Origin of the sequence: Niallia sp. FSL R7-0271, from assembly GCF_038005785.1 — a bacterium.
GTDB lineage: Bacteria > Bacillota > Bacilli > Bacillales > Cytobacillaceae > Niallia.
In genome coordinates this window covers 775,856-800,813 of sequence record NZ_JBBOTZ010000002.1, presented here as the reverse complement: position 1 = coordinate 800,813, position 24,958 = coordinate 775,856, and the positions used below count along the sequence as shown (strand labels likewise).

The 24,958-nt window shown below is 36.9% G+C and carries 28 protein-coding genes; 3 read left to right on the top strand and 25 right to left on the bottom strand.

Going from position 1 to position 24,958, the window contains the following annotated elements; genetic code table 11:
* Positions 1-22 precede the first annotated feature (22 nt).
* Positions 23-1,303 carry an apiosidase-like domain-containing protein gene (locus MKX82_RS24050; RefSeq protein WP_341080679.1) on the bottom strand — a complete coding sequence of 427 codons (1,281 nt, stop codon included), beginning with the start codon at positions 1,301-1,303 and terminating at the stop codon, positions 23-25.
* A 231-nt stretch (positions 1,304-1,534) separates the two neighbouring features.
* Here MKX82_RS24050 and MKX82_RS24045 point away from each other — a divergent pair, with 231 nt between their 5' ends.
* The gene (locus tag MKX82_RS24045; protein WP_237942547.1) at positions 1,535-2,587 is read left to right on the top strand and encodes a LacI family DNA-binding transcriptional regulator; all 1,053 of its coding nucleotides are present in this window, start codon (positions 1,535-1,537) and stop codon (positions 2,585-2,587) included.
* Between the two features lie 84 nt (positions 2,588-2,671).
* On the opposite strand, the gene MKX82_RS24040 is transcribed toward MKX82_RS24045, so the two are convergent.
* The 4 genes from MKX82_RS24040 to MKX82_RS24025 form a co-directional block, all read right to left on the bottom strand.
* A complete protein-coding gene (locus tag MKX82_RS24040) occupies positions 2,672-3,388 on the bottom strand; it encodes a DUF4386 domain-containing protein (RefSeq protein ID WP_233315408.1) in 717 nt (238 codons plus the stop codon).
* 47 nt (positions 3,389-3,435) lie between these two features.
* Positions 3,436-3,654 (bottom strand): helix-turn-helix transcriptional regulator, encoded by a 219-nt coding sequence (locus tag MKX82_RS24035; protein ID WP_233315409.1) that lies wholly within the window; start codon positions 3,652-3,654, stop codon positions 3,436-3,438.
* A 2-nt stretch (positions 3,655-3,656) separates the two neighbouring features.
* Complete coding sequence (locus MKX82_RS24030; protein ID WP_233315410.1) at positions 3,657-4,103, bottom strand: hypothetical protein; 447 nt, start codon at positions 4,101-4,103, stop codon at positions 3,657-3,659.
* 207 nt (positions 4,104-4,310) lie between these two features.
* Complete coding sequence (locus MKX82_RS24025; RefSeq protein WP_233315411.1) at positions 4,311-4,709, bottom strand: cytidine deaminase; 399 nt, start codon at positions 4,707-4,709, stop codon at positions 4,311-4,313.
* A 221-nt stretch (positions 4,710-4,930) separates the two neighbouring features.
* Here MKX82_RS24025 and MKX82_RS24020 point away from each other — a divergent pair, with 221 nt between their 5' ends.
* Positions 4,931-5,428 carry a DMT family transporter gene (locus MKX82_RS24020; RefSeq protein WP_341080671.1) on the top strand — a complete coding sequence of 166 codons (498 nt, stop codon included), beginning with the start codon at positions 4,931-4,933 and terminating at the stop codon, positions 5,426-5,428.
* A gap of 372 nt (positions 5,429-5,800) precedes the next feature.
* Here MKX82_RS24020 and MKX82_RS24015 read toward each other — a convergent pair whose 3' ends face one another.
* The 9 genes from MKX82_RS24015 to MKX82_RS23975 form a co-directional block, all read right to left on the bottom strand.
* Positions 5,801-5,986, bottom strand: coding sequence for a hypothetical protein (locus tag MKX82_RS24015; RefSeq protein WP_233315413.1), 186 nt, complete (start codon positions 5,984-5,986; stop codon positions 5,801-5,803).
* Positions 5,987-6,107: 121 nt separating this feature from the next.
* Positions 6,108-6,290 carry a PspC domain-containing protein gene (locus tag MKX82_RS24010; RefSeq protein ID WP_341080667.1) on the bottom strand — a complete coding sequence of 61 codons (183 nt, stop codon included), beginning with the start codon at positions 6,288-6,290 and terminating at the stop codon, positions 6,108-6,110.
* Between the two features lie 32 nt (positions 6,291-6,322).
* Positions 6,323-6,799 carry a small multi-drug export protein gene (locus tag MKX82_RS24005; RefSeq protein WP_233315415.1) on the bottom strand — a complete coding sequence of 159 codons (477 nt, stop codon included), beginning with the start codon at positions 6,797-6,799 and terminating at the stop codon, positions 6,323-6,325.
* Positions 6,800-6,875: 76 nt separating this feature from the next.
* On the bottom strand, positions 6,876-7,211 hold the full coding sequence (locus tag MKX82_RS24000; RefSeq protein ID WP_341080665.1) for an MmcQ/YjbR family DNA-binding protein: 336 nt from the start codon (positions 7,209-7,211) through the stop codon (positions 6,876-6,878).
* Positions 7,212-7,252: 41 nt separating this feature from the next.
* Positions 7,253-7,465, bottom strand: coding sequence for a DUF6366 family protein (locus tag MKX82_RS23995; RefSeq protein WP_341080663.1), 213 nt, complete (start codon positions 7,463-7,465; stop codon positions 7,253-7,255).
* Between the two features lie 99 nt (positions 7,466-7,564).
* Complete coding sequence (locus MKX82_RS23990) at positions 7,565-8,335, bottom strand: PHP domain-containing protein (protein ID WP_341080660.1); 771 nt, start codon at positions 8,333-8,335, stop codon at positions 7,565-7,567.
* 30 nt (positions 8,336-8,365) lie between these two features.
* Positions 8,366-9,175: an energy-coupling factor transporter transmembrane component T family protein gene (locus tag MKX82_RS23985; protein WP_233315419.1), complete on the bottom strand. Its 810-nt coding sequence runs from the start codon at positions 9,173-9,175 to the stop codon at positions 8,366-8,368.
* Positions 9,154-10,857 carry an ABC transporter ATP-binding protein gene (locus MKX82_RS23980; RefSeq protein WP_341080659.1) on the bottom strand — a complete coding sequence of 568 codons (1,704 nt, stop codon included), beginning with the start codon at positions 10,855-10,857 and terminating at the stop codon, positions 9,154-9,156. The genes MKX82_RS23985 and MKX82_RS23980 overlap by 22 nt, the downstream gene beginning before the upstream one ends.
* Entirely contained in the window at positions 10,854-11,711 is an 858-nt protein-coding gene (locus tag MKX82_RS23975; protein ID WP_341080658.1) for a cell division protein FtsQ, read from the bottom strand. The genes MKX82_RS23980 and MKX82_RS23975 overlap by 4 nt, the downstream gene beginning before the upstream one ends.
* Positions 11,712-11,874: 163 nt before the next feature.
* Between MKX82_RS23975 and MKX82_RS23970 the strand changes: the two genes are divergently transcribed.
* Entirely contained in the window at positions 11,875-12,690 is an 816-nt protein-coding gene (locus MKX82_RS23970) for a MurR/RpiR family transcriptional regulator (protein ID WP_341080657.1), read from the top strand.
* A gap of 44 nt (positions 12,691-12,734) precedes the next feature.
* Here the strand turns inward: MKX82_RS23970 and MKX82_RS23965 are convergent, their stop codons facing one another.
* The 11 genes from MKX82_RS23965 to alsS all read right to left on the bottom strand — a co-directional run bounded on the left by MKX82_RS23965 (position 12,735) and on the right by alsS (position 24,841).
* The gene (locus MKX82_RS23965) at positions 12,735-15,515 is read right to left on the bottom strand and encodes a family 78 glycoside hydrolase catalytic domain (protein ID WP_445738852.1); all 2,781 of its coding nucleotides are present in this window, start codon (positions 15,513-15,515) and stop codon (positions 12,735-12,737) included.
* Positions 15,505-16,845: an MFS transporter gene (locus MKX82_RS23960; protein ID WP_237942536.1), complete on the bottom strand. Its 1,341-nt coding sequence runs from the start codon at positions 16,843-16,845 to the stop codon at positions 15,505-15,507. Before MKX82_RS23960 ends, MKX82_RS23965 begins: the two co-directional genes overlap by 11 nt.
* A 205-nt stretch (positions 16,846-17,050) precedes the next feature.
* The gene (locus MKX82_RS23955; protein WP_237942534.1) at positions 17,051-17,308 is read right to left on the bottom strand and encodes a DUF2798 domain-containing protein; all 258 of its coding nucleotides are present in this window, start codon (positions 17,306-17,308) and stop codon (positions 17,051-17,053) included.
* 23 nt (positions 17,309-17,331) lie between these two features.
* The gene (locus MKX82_RS23950; protein WP_233315426.1) at positions 17,332-17,658 is read right to left on the bottom strand and encodes an antibiotic biosynthesis monooxygenase family protein; all 327 of its coding nucleotides are present in this window, start codon (positions 17,656-17,658) and stop codon (positions 17,332-17,334) included.
* Between the two features lie 124 nt (positions 17,659-17,782).
* Positions 17,783-18,241 carry a MarR family winged helix-turn-helix transcriptional regulator gene (locus MKX82_RS23945; RefSeq protein WP_341080652.1) on the bottom strand — a complete coding sequence of 153 codons (459 nt, stop codon included), beginning with the start codon at positions 18,239-18,241 and terminating at the stop codon, positions 17,783-17,785.
* A 137-nt stretch (positions 18,242-18,378) separates the two neighbouring features.
* Positions 18,379-18,747 carry a DUF2750 domain-containing protein gene (locus MKX82_RS23940; protein WP_341080650.1) on the bottom strand — a complete coding sequence of 123 codons (369 nt, stop codon included), beginning with the start codon at positions 18,745-18,747 and terminating at the stop codon, positions 18,379-18,381.
* A gap of 213 nt (positions 18,748-18,960) precedes the next feature.
* On the bottom strand, positions 18,961-20,397 hold the full coding sequence (locus MKX82_RS23935) for a glycoside hydrolase family 1 protein (RefSeq protein ID WP_233315428.1): 1,437 nt from the start codon (positions 20,395-20,397) through the stop codon (positions 18,961-18,963).
* Between the two features lie 301 nt (positions 20,398-20,698).
* Positions 20,699-21,598 (bottom strand): NAD(P)/FAD-dependent oxidoreductase, encoded by a 900-nt coding sequence (locus MKX82_RS23930; RefSeq protein WP_233315429.1) that lies wholly within the window; start codon positions 21,596-21,598, stop codon positions 20,699-20,701.
* 62 nt (positions 21,599-21,660) lie between these two features.
* On the bottom strand, positions 21,661-22,104 hold the full coding sequence (locus tag MKX82_RS23925) for an Rrf2 family transcriptional regulator (RefSeq protein ID WP_341080648.1): 444 nt from the start codon (positions 22,102-22,104) through the stop codon (positions 21,661-21,663).
* Positions 22,105-22,300: 196 nt separating this feature from the next.
* Positions 22,301-23,074, bottom strand: coding sequence for an acetolactate decarboxylase (gene budA, locus MKX82_RS23920; protein ID WP_445738851.1), 774 nt, complete (start codon positions 23,072-23,074; stop codon positions 22,301-22,303).
* Positions 23,075-23,125: 51 nt separating this feature from the next.
* A complete protein-coding gene (gene alsS / locus MKX82_RS23915; RefSeq protein ID WP_237942526.1) occupies positions 23,126-24,841 on the bottom strand; it encodes an acetolactate synthase AlsS in 1,716 nt (571 codons plus the stop codon).
* Positions 24,842-24,958 lie beyond the last annotated feature (117 nt).

Here is a 24,958-nt window from a genome sequence, read left to right as displayed (position 1 = left end):
ACACCTCTAGCTTTCTATAATTCTAGTTGTTTCGTGTTCCTATTATCAGGACATCGTTTGTAAAATCGTGTAAAGGGATTATTGTGTTCGCCTCTTCTGATGCTACTACTTCTGTTTGACTAAATCTTCTATTGACTAAGTCGATAGTAGTGAATGCATAATCACTGCTGTCAAGCTCAAGCTTCAATTTCGTATTAACAGGCATATAGATTACAATCGTATCTTCATTCCCAGCAGCTCTAATTTCTTTTGATTTGTCTTTAATAATATCCAACGGTTTTAAACCATGCAGACCATACAATTCCATTAAGTATTTCAAGAAGGAATAATCCCATGCTCCTTCAAACTTTAAGGCATCTCGCCAATCATATGGTGTGTCAAACCCTTCCCCTTCAACGATTCCGAAGCTTTGTCCTTTTTTATGCCAGCTCCAAATACCATGTGCTCCATAAGTTATTCCCGAAGCTCCGCCTGCAAGCACGCTTTGCCAAGCAGCTTTTCTGACATCAAATCTTGTAAATCTTCCATATATATTACGGCTGTAGCTGATTTCTTCATAACATGGCTCCCCGTTAACAACAGGTCTTCCTTCTGAACTCTCGTACAAATATTCAGCAATTTCATAGGCAGTGGGCTGAAATTGAGAATTATGTCCTGATTGGTACATATAAAAATCCAAATCACGTCCTTCTGTAAAGACATCCGGTATCTCTCTGAGCCTTCCTTGAATATGAAGAGTTGTTACACTTTCAGGACTGATTCTTTTCACTGTTTCCAAAGCTTTTTCATAGTAAGCAATAGATCGCTCTGTTGGGAAATTCGAATCACCGCTAACTAAATAAATCGGTGAGAATTTAGCATATCTTTGCACTACATACTCGACGTATGGCTCAACATTTTCAAGCGGCATTTTGTTATCAGCTTGAAACATGTCTGCCCAAGTGTCTGGTACATAATTGCACCATAATAGTACAAGTGCTGGAGTAAACCCATGTTTGACTGCCATTTCCAGCATAACTTCAGCTCGGTCAAAATACTCTATGTCCATTGAGCCGTAATCATATGTGCCATCTTCCATTTGTTTAAATGGATGCAGATTCAGATTTGATCCACTTGCATCCCACTGTCTTAACATATTGATTTGGAGTACATTAAACCCTTGCTTTTTACGGTAGCTGAGGTAGTCCTCCCATTCTTCCAATGTTGCATTTGTAAAAGCACTCCATACGGTGTCAGCTAAATAAAAAAATGGTTTATTATTTTTTATAAAAATCTTTTCCTGTTTATTGATTTTTATGGTCATATTTTTCTTAACCTCCTAAATTAAAAATAATAATTTTAGTTAAGTTTATATAAACTTTATTGAATGTATCCGCTTTACAATTAGATATTAACACCACCATCCTTTAACGTCAATGTATTTTTCAGTATTCTTCACATAAATTTACTAAACTATACTAAACTAAATCCACTAAACTAAACAGAGTAAAAGTGATATAATTAAGTTACGATGAGAAATATAGGAGGAATACGATTGAAAATAGATGATATTGCAAGATTAGCCGGTGTTTCTAAAACAGCTGTTTCCTTGGCTTTTAATAATAAACCCGGCATCAGTCAGCAAACAAAAGATCATATCTTGAAGACAGCTTCGCAATATGGTTATAAACCTAGATCCGTAAAAAAAAGAAATGATACGCCACTAAAGAAAAATCATATTATCCGCTTTGTTGCTTGTAAAAACACAGAAGTAATTACGGAACAATACGATTCCCAGCCCTTCTTTAGTGAACTGCTGAATTATTTAACAGATATCGTAAGGGAAAATGGATTTACATTAGCTATCTCTTCTATTGATATCCATCAATTGGCGGATGACTTGTCCCAATTGGAAACAGAGCAAGAATCAGCAGGGATTCTTTTACTGGGAACAGACTTAACATTAGAGAAGATTGAAGAAGCCAGATCTGTGCATCCTAACATCGTTGTATTGGATACTCTTTTTGAAGCATCAAATACGAGTTTTGTTTCCATTAATAACTTTCTCGGCGGATACCAAGCTGGAGAATTTCTGTATAATCTAGGACACCGGGAAATTGGCTTTATTAAATCAAATATGCGTATATATAACTTTTCACGAAGAGAGGCTGGTTTTCTGCAAGCATTGGACAAGCATGGCCTTAGTCTGAGGGAAGCTAATGTATTCGAAGTGCCGCCTATGCAAGTCTTGGCACAAGAGAGCTTAAAAAAAGCTATTTCAAACTTGAAGAGCCTTCCTTCTGCCTTCTTTTGTGAAAATGATTATATGGCCATTAGTACTATTAAAACACTGCATGAGCTTGGCATCAAAGTACCAGAACAAGTATCAATCATGGGCTTTGATAACATATACGAAGCAAACATTATTAGCCCTGAACTCACAACGATTCAGGTAAGAAAAGATATTCTGGCTAAATCAGCTGTGGAAAAACTAGTCACATACCTTGCCAATGCTAATATTGGCGCTACTCAAAGCCTTGTCAATACGGAGATTATCCAAAGAAATTCTTGTATACCTTATAAGCTTCAGCAGGAAAGTTCCCTTTAAATCTCAACTTAATAAATGCAAAAAAAAATCCGCTTAGCTTTCTAAAAACTAGGCGGATTTTCTTTAACTATTCTTCAATTCATGTTAACTAGCATTTTGTTTTCTGTTTTGAGGCAGATTGTTTAGTGATGTTTCATTAAACCCCTTTAAAATGAGCCAAACTGCCAACGTCATTTCATTTACTGCTACTGGCAAAGCTAATATCCCGCCCCAAACAGATACTTGTTCAATCACATCAAACATTACTAATAGAGAACAGCTAAATACAAGGACAGCACCAGTCATACCTATCATAGGGATAAACCTTGGAACAAGTTTAGATTTATAAAATATATAACTGTACATCATAGTATTGATACCAAGCATAAAGTTAGGACCAAGTAAAAACGTCCAATCGTGAATCGCTTTTAAAACCGTTCCAGAAGCATGATATGTTTCTGAATTTGGAGAGTTTGCTGCTATAAATTCTTGGCTTAATGTCAGCAATGCCAAGACACTAATAATGCCAATTGCAATAATAACTGCTTCAAAAAACCGGAAACTAACATGCCAAAGTGCAATCGTTTCATCATATTTCTTTAGATAAGGAAACATGGTGACAGCAGTGCCAATTGCAGAAACAACGAGAATCAATTCCATAACTGCACCGACCAGGATTTGGTTTGAATGCTCAGCTCCTGCAGTAAGATAGTCAGAATTAGATAAAATTGGGTCATACATTAATAATCCTACAACTGCACTAACGGCTGCTAGTATAAAAAATACCCCTACAATTCTAGCCTGCTTTTTGTTTGAATTCATAAAAATCCCCTTTTCTTAATAAATTCAAAAACGGTTAAACGGTCACCTTAAACATTTTTTTCATAAAAAAATATTTCCTCTAACGGCAATTGAAACACATGGGAAATACGAAAGGCTAGTTCTAATGATGGGGAGTAGTTGCCCTTTTCGAGTGCCACGATTGTTTGTCTTGTTACGCCTACCTTGTCAGCCAATTGCTGCTGGGTCATTTCGTTATGGCTGAATCGCAATCTTCTGATATGATTGCCGACAAGATGTTTACCCATGATTAAACTCCTTTTCTGTAGTGATAAAGTTTTGTGACAGATCCAGTCATATCAGCAATAAAACCGGCTGCGATGAGGATGATAAACATTACTTGCAATGGTTGCAGTAGTACTAATGCTGTCATGGAAAAAAGAAAGCCTAAGATAAATATAAAAAAGGAATTTCGGTTTGCTTTAAGAGCAATAATCTTATCTAGTTCATCTTCAAAGGATGGTTCCTTTTCATTGGTCGTTATTCTAAATACAATATTAAAAATAATGCTAATAAAGATATGGGCCATGATAGAAATTAGTGTCAAGAGAAGAACAAAGGTACCCCAAAAACGTAAGGTTTCATTTACTATCAAATCTCCTCTAGGGTACTGGGGGGACATGTAAAATGAAAAAGCGGCAAAAATAACAATCGAACTGATAATCGATACAATACTTTTCTTTTCTTGATAAGTCATCCTCAACATCCTTTGTATATTTAATTTGACAATTAGTAAAGTTTCTTATACATAATGTATAGTAAACTTTACATCAAATCAAGGAGTTAAGAATAATTGAGCAAATAATCTTAGTTTTCTAACTATTTTCTAATTCTCTTGCCCTATTTGTTTGAAAACAATAAAAAAGCAAGCTTTGAAGATTATTCAAAACTCGCCCTTGTTTTATTACATATCTAAATCTGTAAAAGCGTAAGGCAATAAATCCTTTAAACTCAATTCTAATATTTCTTTTTTCTCATTTGTTAAATATACAGGCATATCTGGCAAACAGAATTCCGCCAATACTTGTCTGCAAATACTGCAGGGCGGAAGATAATCTTCCGTATTACCGGAAACAGCAATAGCACTAAAGTCTCCTTTTTTATATCCATTAGCAATTGCCGTGAAAATAGCTGTTCGTTCGGCACAATTTGTTGCACCTAATGATACATTTTCAACATTAACTCCATTAATTACGGTGCCATCTTTAAGCAATAATGCTGCACCAACTGGAAACTTAGAGTAAGGTGCGTATGCGCTTTCCTTAATCTTGCGTGCACTTTCCACCAATTGTTCTTTATTCATACTAGCCATCCCTTTCAAAGAAGAATGAACTTTTCAAAGTTCCCTTTATGCCAAACATTTAATTGGCAGGACTTTCATATTAAAATTTTCCGAAATATTTGTCAACCAAAAAATTCTGCCGCTCTATACTACTTCATTTTTTTATAATTTCCCATTAACATGGAGTTAACTCCATCCATTAGGATAATAACTGCACTATTATTTAAAAGGTTGTATGTAAGATGTTAAAAATCATTATTTCTATTATTATGGTCACATTTATTTGGGGTTATTTATGGGTTCCGATGAAAATCAGGCTTAACTATATGCCTCCTTTCCTTTTTACTGCCTTGCGTCTTTTAATTGGCGCTATCCCATTATTTATTGTCCAAGCTGTCCGAAAAACAAAATTATTTCCGAAAAAAGCTGACTGGGGTAAATTAATAATTATGAGTACATTGATGTGCTTAGGTTATTATGGATTATCTACATTTGTCATGCAGTTTGTCAGCTCAGGCCTATCTTCTGTACTAGTTTATACCATGCCTATTATTATAAGTGTACCAGCTCATTATTTCTTAAATGAAAGATTAACAGCTAAAAAAACGACAGGGTTCGTTATTGGGGCCATAGGACTCTTCATCATTATTGGTCCACAAATAAAACATCTAAGCTTTGACCGAACAGTTTTGGGAGAAGGTCTAATTGTTCTGGCTGCGTTCTTTTGGGCATGTGCCTAATTACGACACAATAAAAATGACTACATGGCAAATGCTAATAGGCGGATGTTTCCTGTTTGTCATTGTAGTTTTAACGAATCCATTACTGATATTACTTTTGCTCCGCCTTTAATTTGGTCATTATTATACAGTGGCTTATTCTTGTGAGCAGTAAAGAAGGACCAGATCAATTTGTTGATTTTAAGCATAATAGCAGCAAATATTTTTTGCGGTAGCAGCTTTTGTAGCTATCGTCTTAATTGATATGAAGAAAACGACCAATTAATTATGATTACACCATAACGAAATTTCCGAACAAAAAAGAAAGTTTCAAATAAAATTCCTTTCCTAGCTAAAAACAAAAATCTCCCCTGCATCCTGCGGGGAGATTCATCATCTTGCACTATGCTTTTCCTTTCTTCTCCTTCTTGTAAACTTTCTGAGATTAACAACACCTATACTCATCATAGAAAAACCTACCAGTTTATAAATAATCGTTTTAACCAATTCATCATGAAAGGTAATACTAAGCAAAATACTGCCAATAATAATAAGAATAACTGCAAAGACTGCTCGCAATGTAATTTAATCTCCTTTAATCAAGCACTTATTATATTGCTTTTTTAATTATCATTTGTTTATATATGATGCTGAAAACAAGATGAAACATATTGAAAGTCACCCTGTTATCAAAGAAAAATTATAAGGATGGAGGACTATCGCCCATTATATTTACTAAAATTATATAAATCAGTACATTTCCAGGCAAAAAGATAAATACCAATCTTACCGAAAAAGAAGAAATGCCAAAGTGCTCAGCCAGTCCTCCGCAAACACCGGAAATTGATTTGTCTGTTGCTGATTTTCTGATAGTGTGTTTCACGATTCATTCCCCCATCCTATATAATCTAGTTATTAATAATTAATAAGGTACGGAAGGCCATAAACAGAGGCAATGGTTGTAACAACAGACCAAATTACTAGACTAATACCAAGCCAAGAAATCACTCTAACTTTAGATAATCCGAATAAAAGTGCCATTAGCGCAGCTAAATCTGTTCCAAGAATGGCGGGTGAAAGTAATGCAAATACGGGAAGACCGTATTTTTCCCAAATATGTCTTGCTCTTGTTTCTCTTTTAGTTGGCTCTAATTTCCCCTTTTTTTGTCTCCGTCTATTTCTCCAGTCAGAGATTTGTTTAAAGAATATTGCAAAAACTAACACCATAAGAAAATTCCCTAAAAAAGCAATTATACCGACAGCAACTGGTGACATATCTAACAAAATTCCAGCTGGAATAAGGTAAAAAACATCAAGGAATGGCAATAAAGAAACGATAAATAACGCCGCATATTGCCATATTCCATCTGCCTGTTGAACCCAATCCATCATCTAAAACAGCTCCCTTAATTTTTGGTTAATATTTAATACGACTCATGATGGAAAAAGTTTCTATAATCTGTGCGTTTTATCGTTTTTTACTAGTCAGCCGGTAGCTTTGTTGAATCATATCAGATATTTCAGCCTGTGGAACTGAACCATCAAGAATTATTGAATTCCAGTGGTTTTTATTAAGATGAAATGCCGGTACTACTGAGTCATGGATTTGACGCCAATACTCGAGAAAACCAGGCTCTGCTTTTACATTAATCCAAATACGTTCATCTTTTTCAAAGATCCACGCAAACACTTTCTTATTTTCTTTATGACGGATTACCGTCCAATTCTTATCACGAAACGGGTGATCTTCATATGTATTTTCTAAACGCAAACAAAAATCAATTGCTTCCTTTCTGCTTTCCATTGTTGCCCCTTTTCCAAGGATTAAATTTCTGTCCTTTCCATTTAACCTAATAGAGATACTACTATAACTGCAATAATGATGACAAGAATAAGTATTCCCGAGCCCTTCCACCCTAAGCTGCCGACTAAATCAACGAGGCCGCCAGTCTCTGCTCGATTGAAAGAATCACGCAAATTTCCTGCTGGATTTCCTTTTATCTCTTGTTGTCGTAATCTTTCTCGTTTTCGCTCCGCTGTTTCTTTCGTTTCTTTCATGTAACTCCTCCACCTCTTACTTTTTTTACCATTATAACATATTAATTTGCTTCTTTTATTACAAAAAAAAAAGAGACTGCCATAAGCAGTCTCCATTATTTATTTAATTGCTTCTTTTTTAGCAAGCAGCTGCTTCAAGAGCTTTTTAGCTAATGTGGCCGAACGGACACGCAGATGAAGATCAGGTGAAATCTGTACTGAATACTGTCTATTCTGAATTGCTGTCTTTAATTCTGTAATCGTCGAACAGTCTGTTTCTAAGTGGTTATAAACGGAACCGTATTGAAGAAATTGATGTGTATCACTTCCGGCAACAACTGGAATATCTAGTTTATCAGCCAGCCAATATACACTTTCGCTGTTTTCTTCTATGCCTATCGAATAGAGGTCTTTTCCATTTAAGTCAAGCGCATCTAGTCTTTTTAACTGGCCCGGATCATGCTGGGTAAGAGGTGTGCTTGGCCGGAAGGGATGACCGCCAATTTTGACTGCATGATAAGAATCAGCAAGATCGATTAAGGCAGCAAGTGAGATGAAATTCTCCTCCTCTAAATGAGATTGCAGCTTATTAAACATCTGCACAATAGATTGACGATTACTTATGATAAGAATATGTCCAACTTCTTTTACATCTACCTCCATTCCGGGGAAGATCTTAATCCCTTCTACTTCATAATAGTCTTCTATATAAGCATAATGACGATCCAAATAGCTATAAACGTCCAGAAAGTTTTGAGTATTAAAATGCTCAGTCAGTGCAATGGCATTTAATCCAGCATCTCTTGCCTCTTTTAACATTGTCGTAAAATAGTCTGGTGAAAACTCCGATTTCTTAGAAATTTTCACATGTGTATGTAGATCTATCTTCATGATTTTAAGCTCCTTTAAGATTATTAGTTTTTAAGAAAATAAAAATAACGAAATAACATAAAGACTGCTGATTGCTAAAAATACGTAATCATTTTTGCGAATTTTGAGTGATTGCAGCTTTAATTTTTTTACATCAGGATTTTTGAAAGCATTTCTGCTCCCTTTTGTTTCAAGCGCTTCCACCGTTGTTCTTGCACGTTTTGCAATGCTGAGCAGAAGAGGATAAAAGGACAAGACTGCCAGCTTAATAAAGTAACAGGTTATTCTCCAATACAGAAATCCCTGCCTTTGTGGTGCTCTCCCTCTTAACCTATATGACATAAACACATGGTTATATTCCTCAAGGAGCAACGGAAGCATTCTGTATCCGTAGGAAATCGAAAATGAAACTTGGCCTGGCACCCCAATACTTAATAAACCTACACTCAGTTTTTCAGGGCTCATTGAACAAAAAACCGTAATACTTGCAAGGGATATGACTGCCAGCTTAACGGTCAGTGTGATTAAAGGCAATAATACAATGAAATCTCCGCCAAAAAATAATGTGGCAATAATGAGATAGCCCCCTTGACCGAGGATTCCCAGAATCAATACAACTAAAATCAGCCTGCTCACTTTCGTCATTACAGTTGTCACAATGGTGGCAGCAAGCATTCCTGTTAAAATAGCTGCATTATGGATAAACCATGGTGCAATTCCGAAAAAACCATACCAGATAAATAGGATACGCGGGTCTAATTTTGCAATGAACGTATTATCATTCGCATAAGCTGTGTTCATTAATTCGATTTTCATTTGCTCTACATTCAGCTTGTCTATCATGTTTTTTGCATAATCCATCCTGGTTCCTCCTGAAAAAGTTCAATAAATGAGTCAATCGTATATTTCGCAGGAGTTATGTTTAATTGATTCGATAACTCCACAATTTGCGGTGGAATGATTCCTGCCCTTCTCATCAGCATAGGGTTAGAAAATAATCCGTCTTTATTGCCATCATAAATAATTTGGCCATTATTCATTACCACCACACGTGTCGCCCACTCACTGACAAGCTGCATATCATGAGTAGCCATTAAAACTAGCTCCGTTCTGTCAGCCAATTTATCAATAAATTGAATTAACTGCTTGCGTGTGGCAATATCAAGATTGGCTGTCGGTTCATCAAGCAAGATAACAGCTGGATCCATAGCAGCTCCTATAGCTAAAGATGCTCTCCTCTGCTGGCCACCACTCATAAGCCTGCTGTCTTTATCCTGCAATTCTGTTAAATGAAAAAGTTCAAGAATATAATCTACGGTTTCTTCATATCCCTTTCGGTTACGTGCTTTTAAATAGAATTCCACATCTTTGCGGACAGAATCTTCAATAAACATCTGTTCTGGATTTTGATAGATATATGTGACAATATCTGCAAGCTTTTCTGGCGACTGTTTTGCAGTAAGCTTTCCCTTTACGTAAACTTGGCCTGATTGAGGCTTGCGAAAGCCTGTCAATAACCGAAGCAGCGTGGATTTTCCAGCACCATTATTGCCGACGATTGCCACCTTCTCGCCTTGATAAAACGAGATATTTATGTTTTCTAGTATCTTTTTATACGACCGCTCCACCGTTTGATAGGAGAAATCTACCTCTTTAAATTCTGCTACTGGTTTTGATATGGATGAAGAACTGACACCATTACTACTAGACAATTCGTGTCTTTTAAACTTTGCAAAGGTATCACAAGCTTCTCTTAGCGTAATTGGCAATGTTTCAAGTTTAAGTGCGTTTGCTGCCTGAGTTACTTGCGGTGGAAAAATATTGCGTACCGTTAAGTCAGAAACTGCAGTCAGCGCTTCTTTAACAGATTTCTTCCAGACAATCTTCCCTTTATCTAATAACAGCACTTCAGAGCAATATTCAGCAATAAACTCTGTATGATGTTCAATCACAATTATCGTTTTATTGTGCTCGCAATGAAGCTTTCGCAATATCTCATACATCTGCTTCGCATGGTATGGGTCAAGCTGTGCAATCGGTTCATCTAATACAATAATTTCCGGATTTAAAGCGAGACATCCTGCCAAAGCCAGCAAATGCTTTTGCCCTCCGCTCAGCTGCCACACAAATTCGTCCTCATAATCTTGTAAACCGACAATAGTAAGGGCGTTCCGTGCTCTTTCCAGATAATCGGAATAACCAAAATGCAATGGAGCAAAGGCTGCATCCTCTAAAACCCGCGCCTGGACGATTTGGTTTTCGAAATCTTGATACACATAGCCAACATGCTCAGACAGCTCTGCTACCGTACTTGTTGCCGAATTTAGACCATTAATGACCGCTTCTCCTTCAAAATCGCCTGAATAATAATGAGGAATTAAGCCGTTTAAAAGCTTGCATAGTGTCGACTTCCCGCTTCCATTTCCTCCAATAACAGCTAAAAACTCTCCTTTTTCTACTGTCAGATGGACATCCTTAAGGATTGGTTCTTTCTCGTTTGGATAAGTAAAGCTTACATTCTTTATGTCTATTAATGAGTTCATGCTGCTTTATTCCTTTCCTTCTTAGAACGTTTTAAAAGAGCAATAATGATAGAAACAGTGACTATTGCGGCAACAACGATGGAAATCAGTGTTAGCATCGATTCTGACAAACTTGAAAAGGATGCCTCCCATTCGAATATGTTTAAATCTGTTTCTGATAAGTACTCAAAACCAAATGCAGCCATTGCCAATACAATAGAAGGAATAATTAACTTCGGATGTAAGATAGCCGTAATAGCATAAGAATTATCAGGCGTCCGCGGCTTCATACCTAGCAATGGTTCTATCTTGCCGTAAAGGCGCGGGACAAGATACAGTGTTGGCAGCAAGGCAAATAAGATTCCGGAAAATAGAATATCATTCAGGAAAGAAAAGCCCTCTACTACTACAACACTTTCGGCAAGACCTGGAAGTGTTTCAAAATCATCTACCCCTATCCATACTTTTCCAATATCAACCATCATGCTGATTAATTGATGAATAGTTACTCCAGTTATCGCAGCAATCCCAACCTGCCGTTTATTTCTTGGATCCTTGACCATTATTCCAGCTATATACATGGCTAGAGAAAAAGAGATAAACTTCTCCAGCTCGCCAAACCCTCCGAATTGACCGAGCATTATTTCTCCGAAGATAATCTCTCCTAATGCCGCACCAACACCAGCAATTAGCGGGTGAAACAAGATACATAATGTAAGAGGAATAAAAGCAAAGTACTCAATGGAAAATTCGACTGGGCCTAAATAAATGGAAGGTACAAGTTCAGTAATCATGTTGGACAGACCGTAAAGTGACATAGACAAAATAAAAACCATCATTTTTTGTGACTGGGTAAGTGTGTACTTTTGTTTCATAGTGCTAGCTCCCTTCTTATTTAAACTTCTATTTCATTGTAAGAAGGCAATATAAATATCCGATATGGCAATTGTAAGAATACTGTAAACTTTTTATCATTTTCTTACATTTTGATATTTTTTTATCACTTCATGCTACGATGAAAGAAAAAGGAGAGAATCGATGTTTGACCTAAATTCGTTGTCACCAAGTCATTGCAGAGTTGGAAATTGGATTGTTCACAATGAATCTGCTGTTCTTATTTCTACTGAAAAGGACATAGCAAAGGCAGCCGGTGTTAGTATTGCTTCTGTATCTCGTTTTTGGAATGCAGTCGGCTTTAAAAACTTGAAGGAATTCAAACAATTTTTGAAGGAAAAACGAGATGTTACACCAGCTAAAAAATTGCTGAACACGATGACAGATTTAGAATATTCCAACTTGCAAAGCCATCATTTAAACCGGAGTATTCAGCATCTGCAAGCTACCTTGAATTTTTTCCAAAAAGAGACGTTTGAACAGGCGGTATCTTGCATTCGCAACACTAATAAGTTATTTATCTATGCTCCTGGTCCTTCTTTTGGTTTAGGTGAGCTATTATGCTATCGGCTGCGCCGTTATGGACGGGATGTACGGATTATCCGGTGGCTGGGGAGTGAAATAATGGAGGAGCTTATACACATCGATGAGCATGATTCTGTTCTGCTCTTCAGCTTTGGAAGGCTTTTGAAGGAGGCAGAGGTGCTCCTAAAGCATGCTAGTCAAAAAAAATGTAAAACCATTGTTGTCAGTGATCAATCTGTATTGGAAGCTCCAGTAAAGTTTGACATTTTGCTTTATGCAGATAGAGGCGAAAAAAATGAATTCCATTCGATGATTGCCCCTCTTTTTCTGATGGAAAATTTGATTGTAGAAATAGGCAAATCAGGTACATCATTAAAAAATATGGAGCAGCTTGATTTACTTCGTAAAAGATTTAAAGATTATCTGCCTCGTTAAAAAAAACAACATCCTGTCTGTTTGGAAAGGATGTTGTTTTCTTATCATGATTGGGGAACATAATTGTCAGCAAAATCAAATTGATAAGAACCGCTGCCAATTTGAATTTGTAAACGTTTATTTTCATCATTTTCAAGGACTGTACCATTTAATCGTATATTTGATTTATGTGACAGCACAACTGTTGCTGTCGTATTAGCAGGCACCTCAACAATCAATGTCACCAAATTGTCTGTTTTTGTCCAAGAGGAGCTTAATTTTCCGTACTTAGTATTTATTTCAGCAGCTGCCGACGTTAATCCACAATCTGTATGTGGTTCAATGATGCTCGTTTTATATCCAGGCTCGCCTGGATTAATCCCGGCAATATAACGATATAACCAATCCCCTACACAGCCAAAAGCATAGTGGTTAAAGGACATATGGCCAACCGTTCCGTCTGGAGCAATTGCAGACCACGACTCCCAAATCGTTGTTGCTCCATTTTCCACCTCATATAACCAGGAGGGACATTGTGTTTGAAAAAGCAAACGGTAAGCTGTTTCGTGCTCGCCCTCTTTACACAGCACATCCATTAAGTATGGAATCGATAAAAAGCCCGTGTCTAACTTATATCCATTCTCTTTAATTAATTGAATCAGCTGGTTTACTACGAGAGGACGTTTACTATCCGAAACCATATTCATTTGCAGCGCTAAAATATAGATCCCTTGTGTAGGTGAGGATACTCTGCCGTTCTTATCTATATACTCTTCTTCAAAGGCTTTTCGAATCTGTTGATTTAATTCCTCATACATAGCTGCTGTTTCTTTTTTGCCAAGGATAATGGAAATTTTCGCTAAAAGCAAAGCCGAATTGGCATAAAAGCATGTGGCTACAAGTTCTTTTGTCTTAAGTGCACTTTCAATTGGATCCTTCATGCTTGGTATGAGCCAATCTCCAAAATGGAAGCCTGTGTTCCATAAATATTTTTGCCGATTTAAGCGAACAGCATCTTGTTCATCCTTTAAACTGTCAGGAATTTCTGACTCTGCTGTTTGCCGAACATAATTCAACCACTTTGTCATTGCAGTATAATTCTCTTCTAAAATTCTTGTATCACCATATCTTTCATACAGCACCCATGGGACGATAATGATAGCATCTCCCCAGCCTGCACTTGAAAGATTTCCAAAACTAGCTTTACTTTCATTCACATAATATTTTCCAGTTGGTACATAGTTAGCAATTTGCCCGTCAGGAAACTGTTCTAAACGAACATCCTTAAGCCACCTCGTTAAGAAGGAAGCAACATCCATATTATATGCAGCTGTAGGAGCAAACACTTGAATATCACCTGTCCATCCAGCCCGTTCCCGCTGCGGACAATCTGTCGGGATCGACAGCATATTTGTTTTTTGGCTCCACTGAATGTTTTGCTGCAGGCGATTTAGGCGCTCATCTGAACAAGTGAAGTTCCCTGTCATCTCCATATCGCTGTATAAAACAACTGCTGTAATATCTTCTGTTTGAATAGGTGTCGGATGACCAGTTACTCGCACATACCGGAAGCCATGGAACACAAAGCTTGGTTCATATGTCTCTCTGTCATCCCCTTTTGCCACATAAAAGTTCGTTTGATCTTTATTTCTGCCCATAATATTCATAAAAAATTTGCCGTTTTCATCTAATACCTCACTATGCTCAAAAATTATCCTTGTATCTCTAGGAACAGTCATTTGAATACGCATGCGGCCAGCGATCACTTGGCCAAAATCAATGATTTGAGCTCCATCCTCTTCATAATGTATTTCTCGGGGAGCAATTTCCTCCATTGCTTTTACAACAGGACCATATTGGGCAGAAAGATTTCCCAAGGAATATTCTGCTCTTTTAACCGGAGTCCAGTCTGCAGCATCATACTCTGCACAGCTCCAATTCTCTTGCTCTAGACGGGCATCATAGCTTTCGCCTATAAACAAATCAGCATATTGCCAAGGTCCTGAGCTTGACACAAACTGTTCATCTGAGGTGATAATTTCTTTCGTTCCATCCTCTAATTCAATCTCTAATTGGAGCAGCACACCTAATTTATTACCATATTGGCAGCTATGGCCTGTTAACTGAATCCGGCCGATATACCAGCCATCTGCCAATTCTACACCAAGGGCATTTTCTCCTTTGTTTATATATCCAGTCACATCGTATGTCTGATATTGCAAATGAACATTATATGCTGTAAAGTCTGGAGCAAATTCAATATTTTCTAGTTTCCGCCCGTTTAGTTCCAGCTTATAAATACCATGACTTGTCATATAGAGACGGGCTTTTTTTACCGTTTTATTAATTGTAAACAATCGTCTTAACCGCTTTGGCGGATGAAGATTTTTCGTTCTTTCCTCAAGACTCTCCGCCTTTAACGCTCCTGAAAATATGTCTTGAACAGTAATCTCCGCTTCCTCAACTGCCTCTTGCTGCTCTGGTTCTATCCATGCTGCCAGCCAATCTTCTTTGCATAATAAACCCATTTCCAGATTTTGCGGCACACTCCAATCTGTCTCATTTCCATGATTATCCCAAATCTTAACTTGCCAGCTGTAACGTGTTCGAGACTGGAGGGGAGAGCCATTATATTCAATCCATACTGACTGATCCGTTTCTACTTTGTTTGAATTCCATACTTTTATCCCCTGCTCATCTGTCACTATAATGTGATACGCCGTTTGCAAAACATTATGTTTAGATGAAAGAATTGTCCAGCTAAATCGTGGTTTCATTATATCTATTCCCATTGGGTTTACCTGGTTTTCTACTTTTAAGTTATCCACCTTAACCTTACAACACATTGGAACGGTCACCTTCTATCTGTGAGTTTATTGCTTCTGCCTTATTGGAGTTATAAAACACCATTAATATAGAAAACAAAAGGGCACAAGCTGCTGGTATTAATGCAGATGTTACGAGAATTCCTTCTAAGCTTTGAGGAGTTGGCGCATTGCCTGTTTGATAGCCATATGCAGCTAACACAAAGCCAGCAAGACCGCCGGCAAGGGAAGTTCCCAGCTTTTGAATAAAGTTGTAAAGAGAATAATAAACACCTTCTATATGCAACCCATTCCTTTTAATAGAATAGGAAATGGCATCTGGAAGCATGCCCCAACCAGCAAACATCGTTAATCCAGTCAATGTTCCTGCCATAATATTAAGCGTTAAAACAAGTGGAATATTGCTTACTGGTGTAAAGTAAATCAAGAGAAAATCTATAACAGTAAATGCACCTACAAGAATATAATATTTTTTCATGCCTATCCTCAATGCGAGCAATGGAGACAAGAATGTTAAAACTAACCCGATAATTCCGCCAATACCAGAAACGATACTGAATAGATTGGCGTTGCCTACATTATAGATAAAGTAATAGATACCGGCAGCACCGCGAATTCCTAAGCTAAGCTGGGCCAATAGGAACGAAGCACATAATATCAAGAATGGAATATTTGTCATGACAGTTTTCAGTGCAAGTCTTAACGGTACTGATTTGTTATCCGTATTTGTAACCTGTTCTGTTGTTCCCCTAAAACAAAGTAGAATAAAAATGATCGCTAACATTCCTAATGATGCTCCCATAAAAAAATAGCCGCTCTTTTCATTTGGAAACAAACTAACAATCGGAACAGTAATAACTCCTGCTACAGCTGCAGCGATTCCTGAGAACATAACCAAGTATTTAGAAAGATGTGCTCTTTCTTGAATATTATCTGTCATTACTGTGTTTAAAGCTGCATGAGGAATGCTGACAATACTGTATAAAATGCTAATCAATAAATATAAAGTGAAAGCATAAAAAATCTTTCCTGACTGAGAAAAAGCAGGAGCATAGAATAAGAATGCAGCGCAAGCTCCGTAAGGAACCGCTCCAAATAGCAAGTACGGTCGCAGCTTTCCCCATCTAGTCCTCGTTTTATCCACTAAAAAACCAAAAGGCAGATCAAACAGCGCATCTACAAGGCGAACGATTAAAAGGATAGCACCAGCTGTTGTCGCCGGAATCTGCAGTACATCTGTATAAAAGTACAAAAGATACATCGATATAAAGATATAAACAAAATCCTTACCGAAAGCACCCATGCCAAAAGCAAGCTTTTCTTTTAATGCAAGTGAACCAGTATTCTTCATATTAAAACCCCCTTTAACCTTAATTTGTAAACGTTATCATATTTATCATATAAGGATTAAAGCAAATTTTTAATATCAAAATATATCTCGTTTTATGGCAAATGATAACCTTAATGAAAAAAAACTGCTTCACTATCATCATAAAAATAGAACAAAAAAGCGAAGCTTAAGTCTATGTAAAGACAGCAGCTTCGCTTATTAGTAATTATATCCCTTTTGTCTCTTTAACCTTCGTTTCCACAAAGCTAATTTTTATCATAATCTTATGGATAAATTTTGGGAAGAAGTAAGCTCCAAAAAATGCACAAATGAATGCTTGTCCCCACATTTTTAACCATTGTGGGAGAAAATGACTGCTGTATCCAAAATTAATGGATACAAGAATAAAAGAAATAAATACGCTCATACTTAACGACATAAAGAATGCAAATACAAGCTGTTTATATTTTATATGAATCTTCATAAATACCCCTTACAAAATTCTTATTATAAAGCAGAAACCTCTACCGTTTCGTATTGAACAATCGTCTTTTTCATCACAGGCTTCTCACTAATGCCTTGTTTCTTCTGTTTAATCATTTCTTTATGCTCGTTAACATGCTCTTCTCTAGATAACCATGCTGTGAAGTCCTTTTTTGCTGTCCATTTTGAGACAATTACATATTCGACTGTATCGGTTTTTTCTTTTTTCCAAAACTCAACAGCATGCAATCCTTCTACACCACTCAAGTCCTCTTGCGTTTTTTTCATCTTGTTTATTAATTTATCTTCATTGTGCTTCTCCCCTTCAAAATGGGCCTGATTAACAAACATTATGAATACCTCCTTTATATTATTAAATAATTATCTTACTAACTAAGATATTAGTTAGTAGTAAAGTTATCATTGTTACTGATAATAGTCAATGAGAATTTATATCAATTAATGATAATATTAGTTATTTTAGTTTTTTATTTAATTTACGAAATACGTTTAACATTTGATCAATTTCTGTTTCCTCTAAATCTTGCAGAAGTTCTACAAACGCAGTTGCTCTGCTTTCAATAATTTGATCAACAATTTTCTTTCCTTCAGGTGTTAATGTAAGCTCTACGACTCTTCGATCACTTGCAGACCTTTGACGATTGATTAAATCATGCTTTAATAACGTATCAGTTAATACCGTTCCCCCACCTGATGTTATCCCTAAATATTTAGTAATATCGGATGCTGTGCAAGTCTTGATTCTGTACAAATAAGTCAAAATTAAGATGTGACCATCACTAAGATTGTATTCTGTTTTCGGGAAAAAATTATGCTGTGTTTTCGTTTTACTAAAAATATTTTCAAACAGCTCCTGAAATTCTTTCAGTTTCTTAAATCGTTGCTCAGACTCCATATCTTCCTCCATGTCCATATATTAAAGGGCAGCAGCATCATTCAACAGCGGCTCCCCCACCTCAAAGTCAATATAAAAATAAAGTCTAACTCTAATATTTTTTCACCTGCTGTTATATTCAAAATCTTAATGATAATGAAACTTATGCGTATCTGTTAAATATTACGTATCATTTCTATTATTTCTTCCCTTGTTTGAATACTTGCATCCTTTTGGTTTGGAAAGATAGCTGCTGCACCGCCGTCATTTTCCACATCAATTAGCAGCTCCTCTATGAATTGGCTCAATGGCATGTTAAATGCTTCATATGGATCCTCTAAATGGGTTGACTCCATTTCGGCAAAGCTTCTGCTTGGCCAGACTGGCAGTACAAAAGAATACTGTTCATCGCCTTCTAATACTAATAAGTCATCTTCTTCATTACGCAATAGCCAGACTTGTTCATCTGTTGTCACAACACCGTAGAAATAGGCCATTCTTTTATCAGCAGGACGATTTAACATAAACTGTTTAATTAACTTCATCACAGGTCATTCCTTTTGCAGTATATTTTTAAAGAATATACCAAATAAAACAATAAGTTACTAGATTTATTTTTACTCTAGCAGGATAATAACTACTATCAAGGCATATATTTATTAACTTCCTAGAAGACTATATACCTTTGTAGTGAAGGCCGTTAAGGAATAAATGCCTATAACAAAAGCGCTTGGGATAATCCCAAGCGCTTCATATTATTACAGATTTTCACCATTTGTTGCAATTACATCTTTATACCAGAAGAAGGATTTCTTCTTGCTGCGGTCAAATGTACCGCTTCCGTCATCATGTTTATCTACATAGATATAACCATAACGCTTAGACATTTCTCCTGAAGATGCACTTACTAAGTCAATACAGCCCCATGAAGTATAACCCATTAACTCAACACCGTCTTCGATAGCTTCACCCATCGCTCTAATATGTTCACGAAGGTAATCAATGCGGTAATCATCGTTAATAGAACCATCTTCTTCTACTTTATCGTATGCGCCTAGACCATTTTCTACAACGAACAATGGTACTTGGTAGCGGTCATACAGATTGTTTAAAGAGATGCGAAGTCCAGTCGGGTCAATTTCCCAGCCCCATTCACTTGCATTCAAGAATGGGTTTTTAATTCCGCCGATAAGGTTACCTTGTGATTTTTCCTCATCTGTTTTAACCTTTTTCTCTGTACGAGACATATAGTAGCTTAAGCTGATGAAATCAACTGGATATTGCTTTAACAATTCCAAGTCGCCATCTTCAATCTTCAGATTAACGTTATTTTCTTTAAAGTAGCGCTTAGCAAAAGTTGGATATGCTCCTCTTACTTGAACATCACCACACAGATAGTTAAACACTTGCTCCTCTTTAATAGCATGAAGCACATTTTCAGGGTTGCTATCATACGCATAAACTGGTGCGTAAATTAACATACAGCCGATTTGTGCATCAGGAATAATTTCATGTCCTGCTTTAACTGCTAAGCTGCTAGCAACAAATTGGTGATGCAAACCTTGGAAGCTGTCTTGCAGCTTTGTTTCCTCGTTTTCAGGAGAGAAGCCTAGTCCTAAAATAGGCATATGTGTTGCACCATTGATTTCATTGAATGTTAACCAGTATTTTACTTTGTCTTTATAGCGGTTAAATAACACTGTTGCATAACGCTCAAAGAATGTAACTAGTTCACGGCTTCTCCAGCCACCGTATTCTTTAATTAAGTGAAGCGGTGTTTCATAGTGAGAAATAGTAACAACTGGCTCAATACCATATTTAGCTAGTTCATCAAAAACTTTGTCATAAAATGCTAGGCCTTCTTCATTCGGCTCTAGTTCGTCGCCATTTGGGAAGATACGAGACCAAGCAATACTCATGCGGTATGCTTTAAAGCCCATTTCAGCAAATAGTGCAATATCTTCTTTGTAACGATGATAGAAGTCAATTCCATCATGGTTTGGATATACATATTTTGATTTATCGATTTCAAAATCAAAGCCAGTTTGAGCGATAACTTTTAGACGGACTTTTCCACCTGGCAATACATCTGCTAGGTTTAGACCTTTACCGCCTTCATTATATCCACCTTCTAATTGGTTGGCAGCAGTAGCTCCGCCCCATAAAAAGTTTTCTGGAAAGTTAAGTTTTGACATGAGTGACTTCCTCCTATTTTAACTAAGATCTAGTAATAGATTTTGTAATATCTAACCTAATGATACTATTATCAGTCGAAAAAAACTGGTCTGAAAGAGACTAGTTTTGTAATTTGCATTTTTATCAAAAGTAAATATAGTAAAGGCTATGTAAGAAAGTTTAACTTAGTAAAAGACGAGCTAATTAGTTATTCAACTGGCTTCTGTTACTATTCCCATACTTCTGAGTTCCTACCATATTAAATAAAAAAAGGGCCATTTCTTATAGGCCCTTGTCCGTTATATTTTAAGAATTACATTTTTAAAAGTCCTCATTCACTAAATCACCAACAACTGCCATAGCGGCTTTGCTTCCCTCTGCTGCTGCAACAATCAATTGAGCTGGCGCAATAACAGCATTATCTCCGCATGCGTACACTCCTGCAATATTCGTTCGGCCAGAATTGTCTGTTTCGATTCCGCCCATATTGTTCAAACTGCATCCTAATACTTGTGCTAACGGTGATGCCTGTTGCAAACCTGCTGTTACAAAGCCTCCAGCTCTTGCAATTTCTCTCCCGCTTTTCAATATAATATGGCGAAGCTGCCCTTTATCCCCTTCTAAGTATTCTATCTCTTCTTCAATTAATTCTATATTGTTATTAGCTAATAACTGCTTTTGCTCGTTTGTAAAAACAGCTTTTCCGTTTGTACAAACAACAACATCTTTGCTCCAATTGTATATCATCTTTGTTATATGAAAAGCGCGCTCATTTTCTGATATCACAACTAATGGGCGGTCTTTCAATTCCCAGCCATCACAAAATGGACAGCTGAATATGCTTGTTCCATAGTAATCATGTATACCTTTAATGTTTGGCAATATATCTTTAAGTCCTGTTGCCAGAATTATCTTACGCGATTGATAGGTTAGGCCGTCACTTGTTAGAATAACAAAATGATCATTTTCTGTTTTTATATCGTATACCCTTTGATTTTTTATGGTTATTTCCGGGTATGCCTTTAAATCTTCCAAAGCAATCTGTTTAAATTCTGAAGGTTTTATCTTATCTCTAGTAATAAAACCGTGAGATTCATGTGTAACAGCATTTCTTGGTTTGTTTTCATCAAATAAAATGATCTTCTTTTTCGCTCTTCCTAATACAAGTGCGGCATTTAATCCTGCTGGTCCTCCGCCGACTACTACACAATCTAGTAACATAATCCAGTTCCTCCTATTAAATATATTAAAGACTCTTAATATCTGTAATTACACGAAAAAAATTACTTTAAGTCTGTAACTACTGTTTTTCCTTTTTTTGTTTTTTCTAATTTTGCAGCAATATCCATGATGTACTTATTTGCCAGCTCATCAGCCATATTTCTTTCTGCTTCCATCATGACATTTTCAATTAAACATACACCATTTTTAGCATCCTCATGCTCCCGCGAACAGCTGAACAATGATGTTTTCCCTTCAATTGCCTGAATTACATCTAAAAAAGAAATTTCACGTGAATGTTTCACAATACTATAGCCGCCATTCACTCCCGGAGTTGATTCAATTAGGCCAGCTTTCACTAATTTAGTTAATATCTTTGACAAATATGTCGGGGAAAGATCTTGGATTTTAGCTAATTGCTCTACTCCAACTAACTTTCCTTTCGGCATTAATGATAGATATACCATTGTATGCAAAGCGTAGTTAGTAGCTTTTGAATATTTCATAAAAATCCCCTTTAAGCATATTAAAGACCTTTGATGTCTATTATTAATAGTAAACTAAAAAAGGATATATAACAAGTTATTTCACTTTATCAATATTTATTCCTAAAAAAGGCCAAAACTACAATACTATCACTTGCTGTTCTTAAACAAAAAAAGCGAGGCCCGTTATAGTTCAGGCTTCGCTTTTTACGTAAAATTATCTCTTTTCTGGACTTCCTTCTGCTTCGGCGATATCATTGGCGATATCAGCGCGATCTAAATCGGCTTTAAAAAACTCTTCTGTCTGAGGCAGTCTTAAGTTCATTATTTGTTTTTTACAAATACGAATTGTGACGTTCTCTATCGTAAAATCGAAAACATGGCCGCCGCTTTTTCTGTCTTTATCAATAAAATGTAAATGGTAGCCAGCAACTGCTATACCATTTGCATATTGTGGTGTGCGGAATCCAGCAATCGTACCTTCTATATGCTCTAAATTAAAAATTGGCTGTGTTTGAACTGCCTCAATCATTGGTACATATGGTTTGCTTTGAGCTTCTACTGTTCTAGTTTGGACCTTTTTAAACGCACCGTCCATCCTAATAGCATAAAATACGTTTTTACTAGGAAGAATTTCGTCTAATTCTTCTCCTAATTGCTCTAATGTCAGGGGCCGATCCACACGATGAACGATTTCCGTTTCAAAGAATGTCAGGGAACAAAATGGCGATTTGTCGTTTTCTTTCACAGGTGTTGCTGTTCCATCTGAGCGGAGCCTGTAAAACTCTCCGTCAAACCCAATTAATTCTCCGTCTAATTTATTAAAAGTGCCAATCCCGAAATCTCCGTGTTCAGGTATTTCTCCTAAACTAAAGTCTCCGTCGTAAACGCCATCCAGAAGTGCAGTCATGGTGGATACTTGATAAACTTCCTGCTTTTGATCTTGTTCGTCTTTTATTATGTCAGCATGTATTGATTTAACCATCTCCATGCATAATCACCTCTATTCTTTAAAATTCACTTATAAACGGGATGTGGCATATTAGATGGAAGAATGCCACAGTTCTTTTTCCATCATTTGTTGTTTAAAATAATCCGGCCATTTTTGGTTAGCCAAATCCATATTCTCACTGTAGTCGATTGGAATATCAATAATCACAGGTCCTTCTTGCTTTAAGCCCTCTTCTATTACTCTTGCAAGCTCTTTAGGAGAGTTTACCCTAAGTCCTGTTGCTCCAAAACTTTCAGCATATTTAATGATGTCAACTTGCCCGAAATCGACACATGAATTGCGGTTATACTTCATTTTTTGCTGGAATGAAACCATATCATATGAGCTGTCATTCCAAACTAAATGCACAATGTTTGCCTTAACTCTGACTGCTGTTTCAAGCTCCATGCTTGAAAAGAGGAAACCTCCGTCTCCAGAAACGGAAACGACCTTTTCATCTGGATTTATAATGCTGGCCGCAATAGCCCATGGCAGTGCAACACCAAGTGTCTGCATACCATTGCTAATCAGCAGTTTATTAGGCTGATATGTTCGGAAATGACGAGACATCCAAATCCCATGAGACCCAATATCACATGTTACAGTTACATCATCTGCAATCTGCCTTCTTAACTCATGAATTACATTCAGAGGATGAGACAATCCGTTTTCTTCTACCGTTCGTGGGGCTTCCATTTCCGTGTGAAGCTCTTTTAGTCGAGAAAGAAAGTGTTTATTTTCTTCATTTAATCTAATTTGGGCAGAAAACATTTCCATTTTATCTGCAGTTGCCGGGATGTCACCAATCAATTCATGAACAGGCTGATAATAATGGTCTGCGTCTGCTTGAATCTCATCGATATGAATAATAGGAGACTTCTTTTTATTCCAAAACTTCGGATCAAATTCGATAGGATCATAGCCGATAGAAAGAATTACATCTGCCTGCTCAATCAAAAGATCACCTGGTTGATTAGGAAAAAGACCGATTCGTCCATAATATTGATGCTCTAGCTCTCTTGAAAGAACGCCAGCTCCTTGATATGTTTCAACAAAAGGTATTTGGAGTGTTTGCAATAAGTTCCGGATAGCTTTGACAGCTGCCGGTCTACTTCCTTTCATTCCTACTATGGCAATAGGAAATTTTGCAGTTTGGATGTTTGTAACAGCTGCTCGAATGCTGCTTTCACAAGCAGGGCCGAGTGCTGGCACAAACAGCGGTGCTAAAGCTTCAACTGAAGTTTCTTCTGTGACGACATCTTGAGGAAAGCTGATAAATGCAGCACCAGCCTGGCCTGATTGAGCTGCCCGAAATGCATTAGTCAGTGCTTCTGGTATGTTTTTAACATCTTGTACTTCCACACTATATTTGGTAACGGGTTTAAACAAAGCTGCGTTATCTAGCGATTGGTGCGTACGTTTTAATCGATCCGTTCTAATGACATTACCAGCTATCGCAACAACTGGATCTCCTTCTGTATTAGCTGTCAACAAACCTGTAACAAGATTGGAAGCCCCAGGACCTGAAGTAACCAAGCATACTCCTGGAGTCCCTGTCAGCCTGCCTACGGCCGCTGCCATAAATGCTGCATTTTGTTCGTGTCTGCATAGAATTAATTCTGGGCCTCTGTCTTTAAGCACATCAAACACTGCATCTATCTTTGCACCAGGTATAGCAAATACATGTGTGACACCTTGAGCAATCAATGTATCAACAATCAGCTCAGCTCCACGTCTTGTAATGTTTGTTCCTTCGTGAGAATCCATTCTTTGTTCACTCCTTAAAAATTGAAATTCTTTCTATAAGTTGGAATTTCATGATATGATTTACTATACATTTCACATGATATTTTTTCCAATATCCATTTAATGTGTTATTGATAT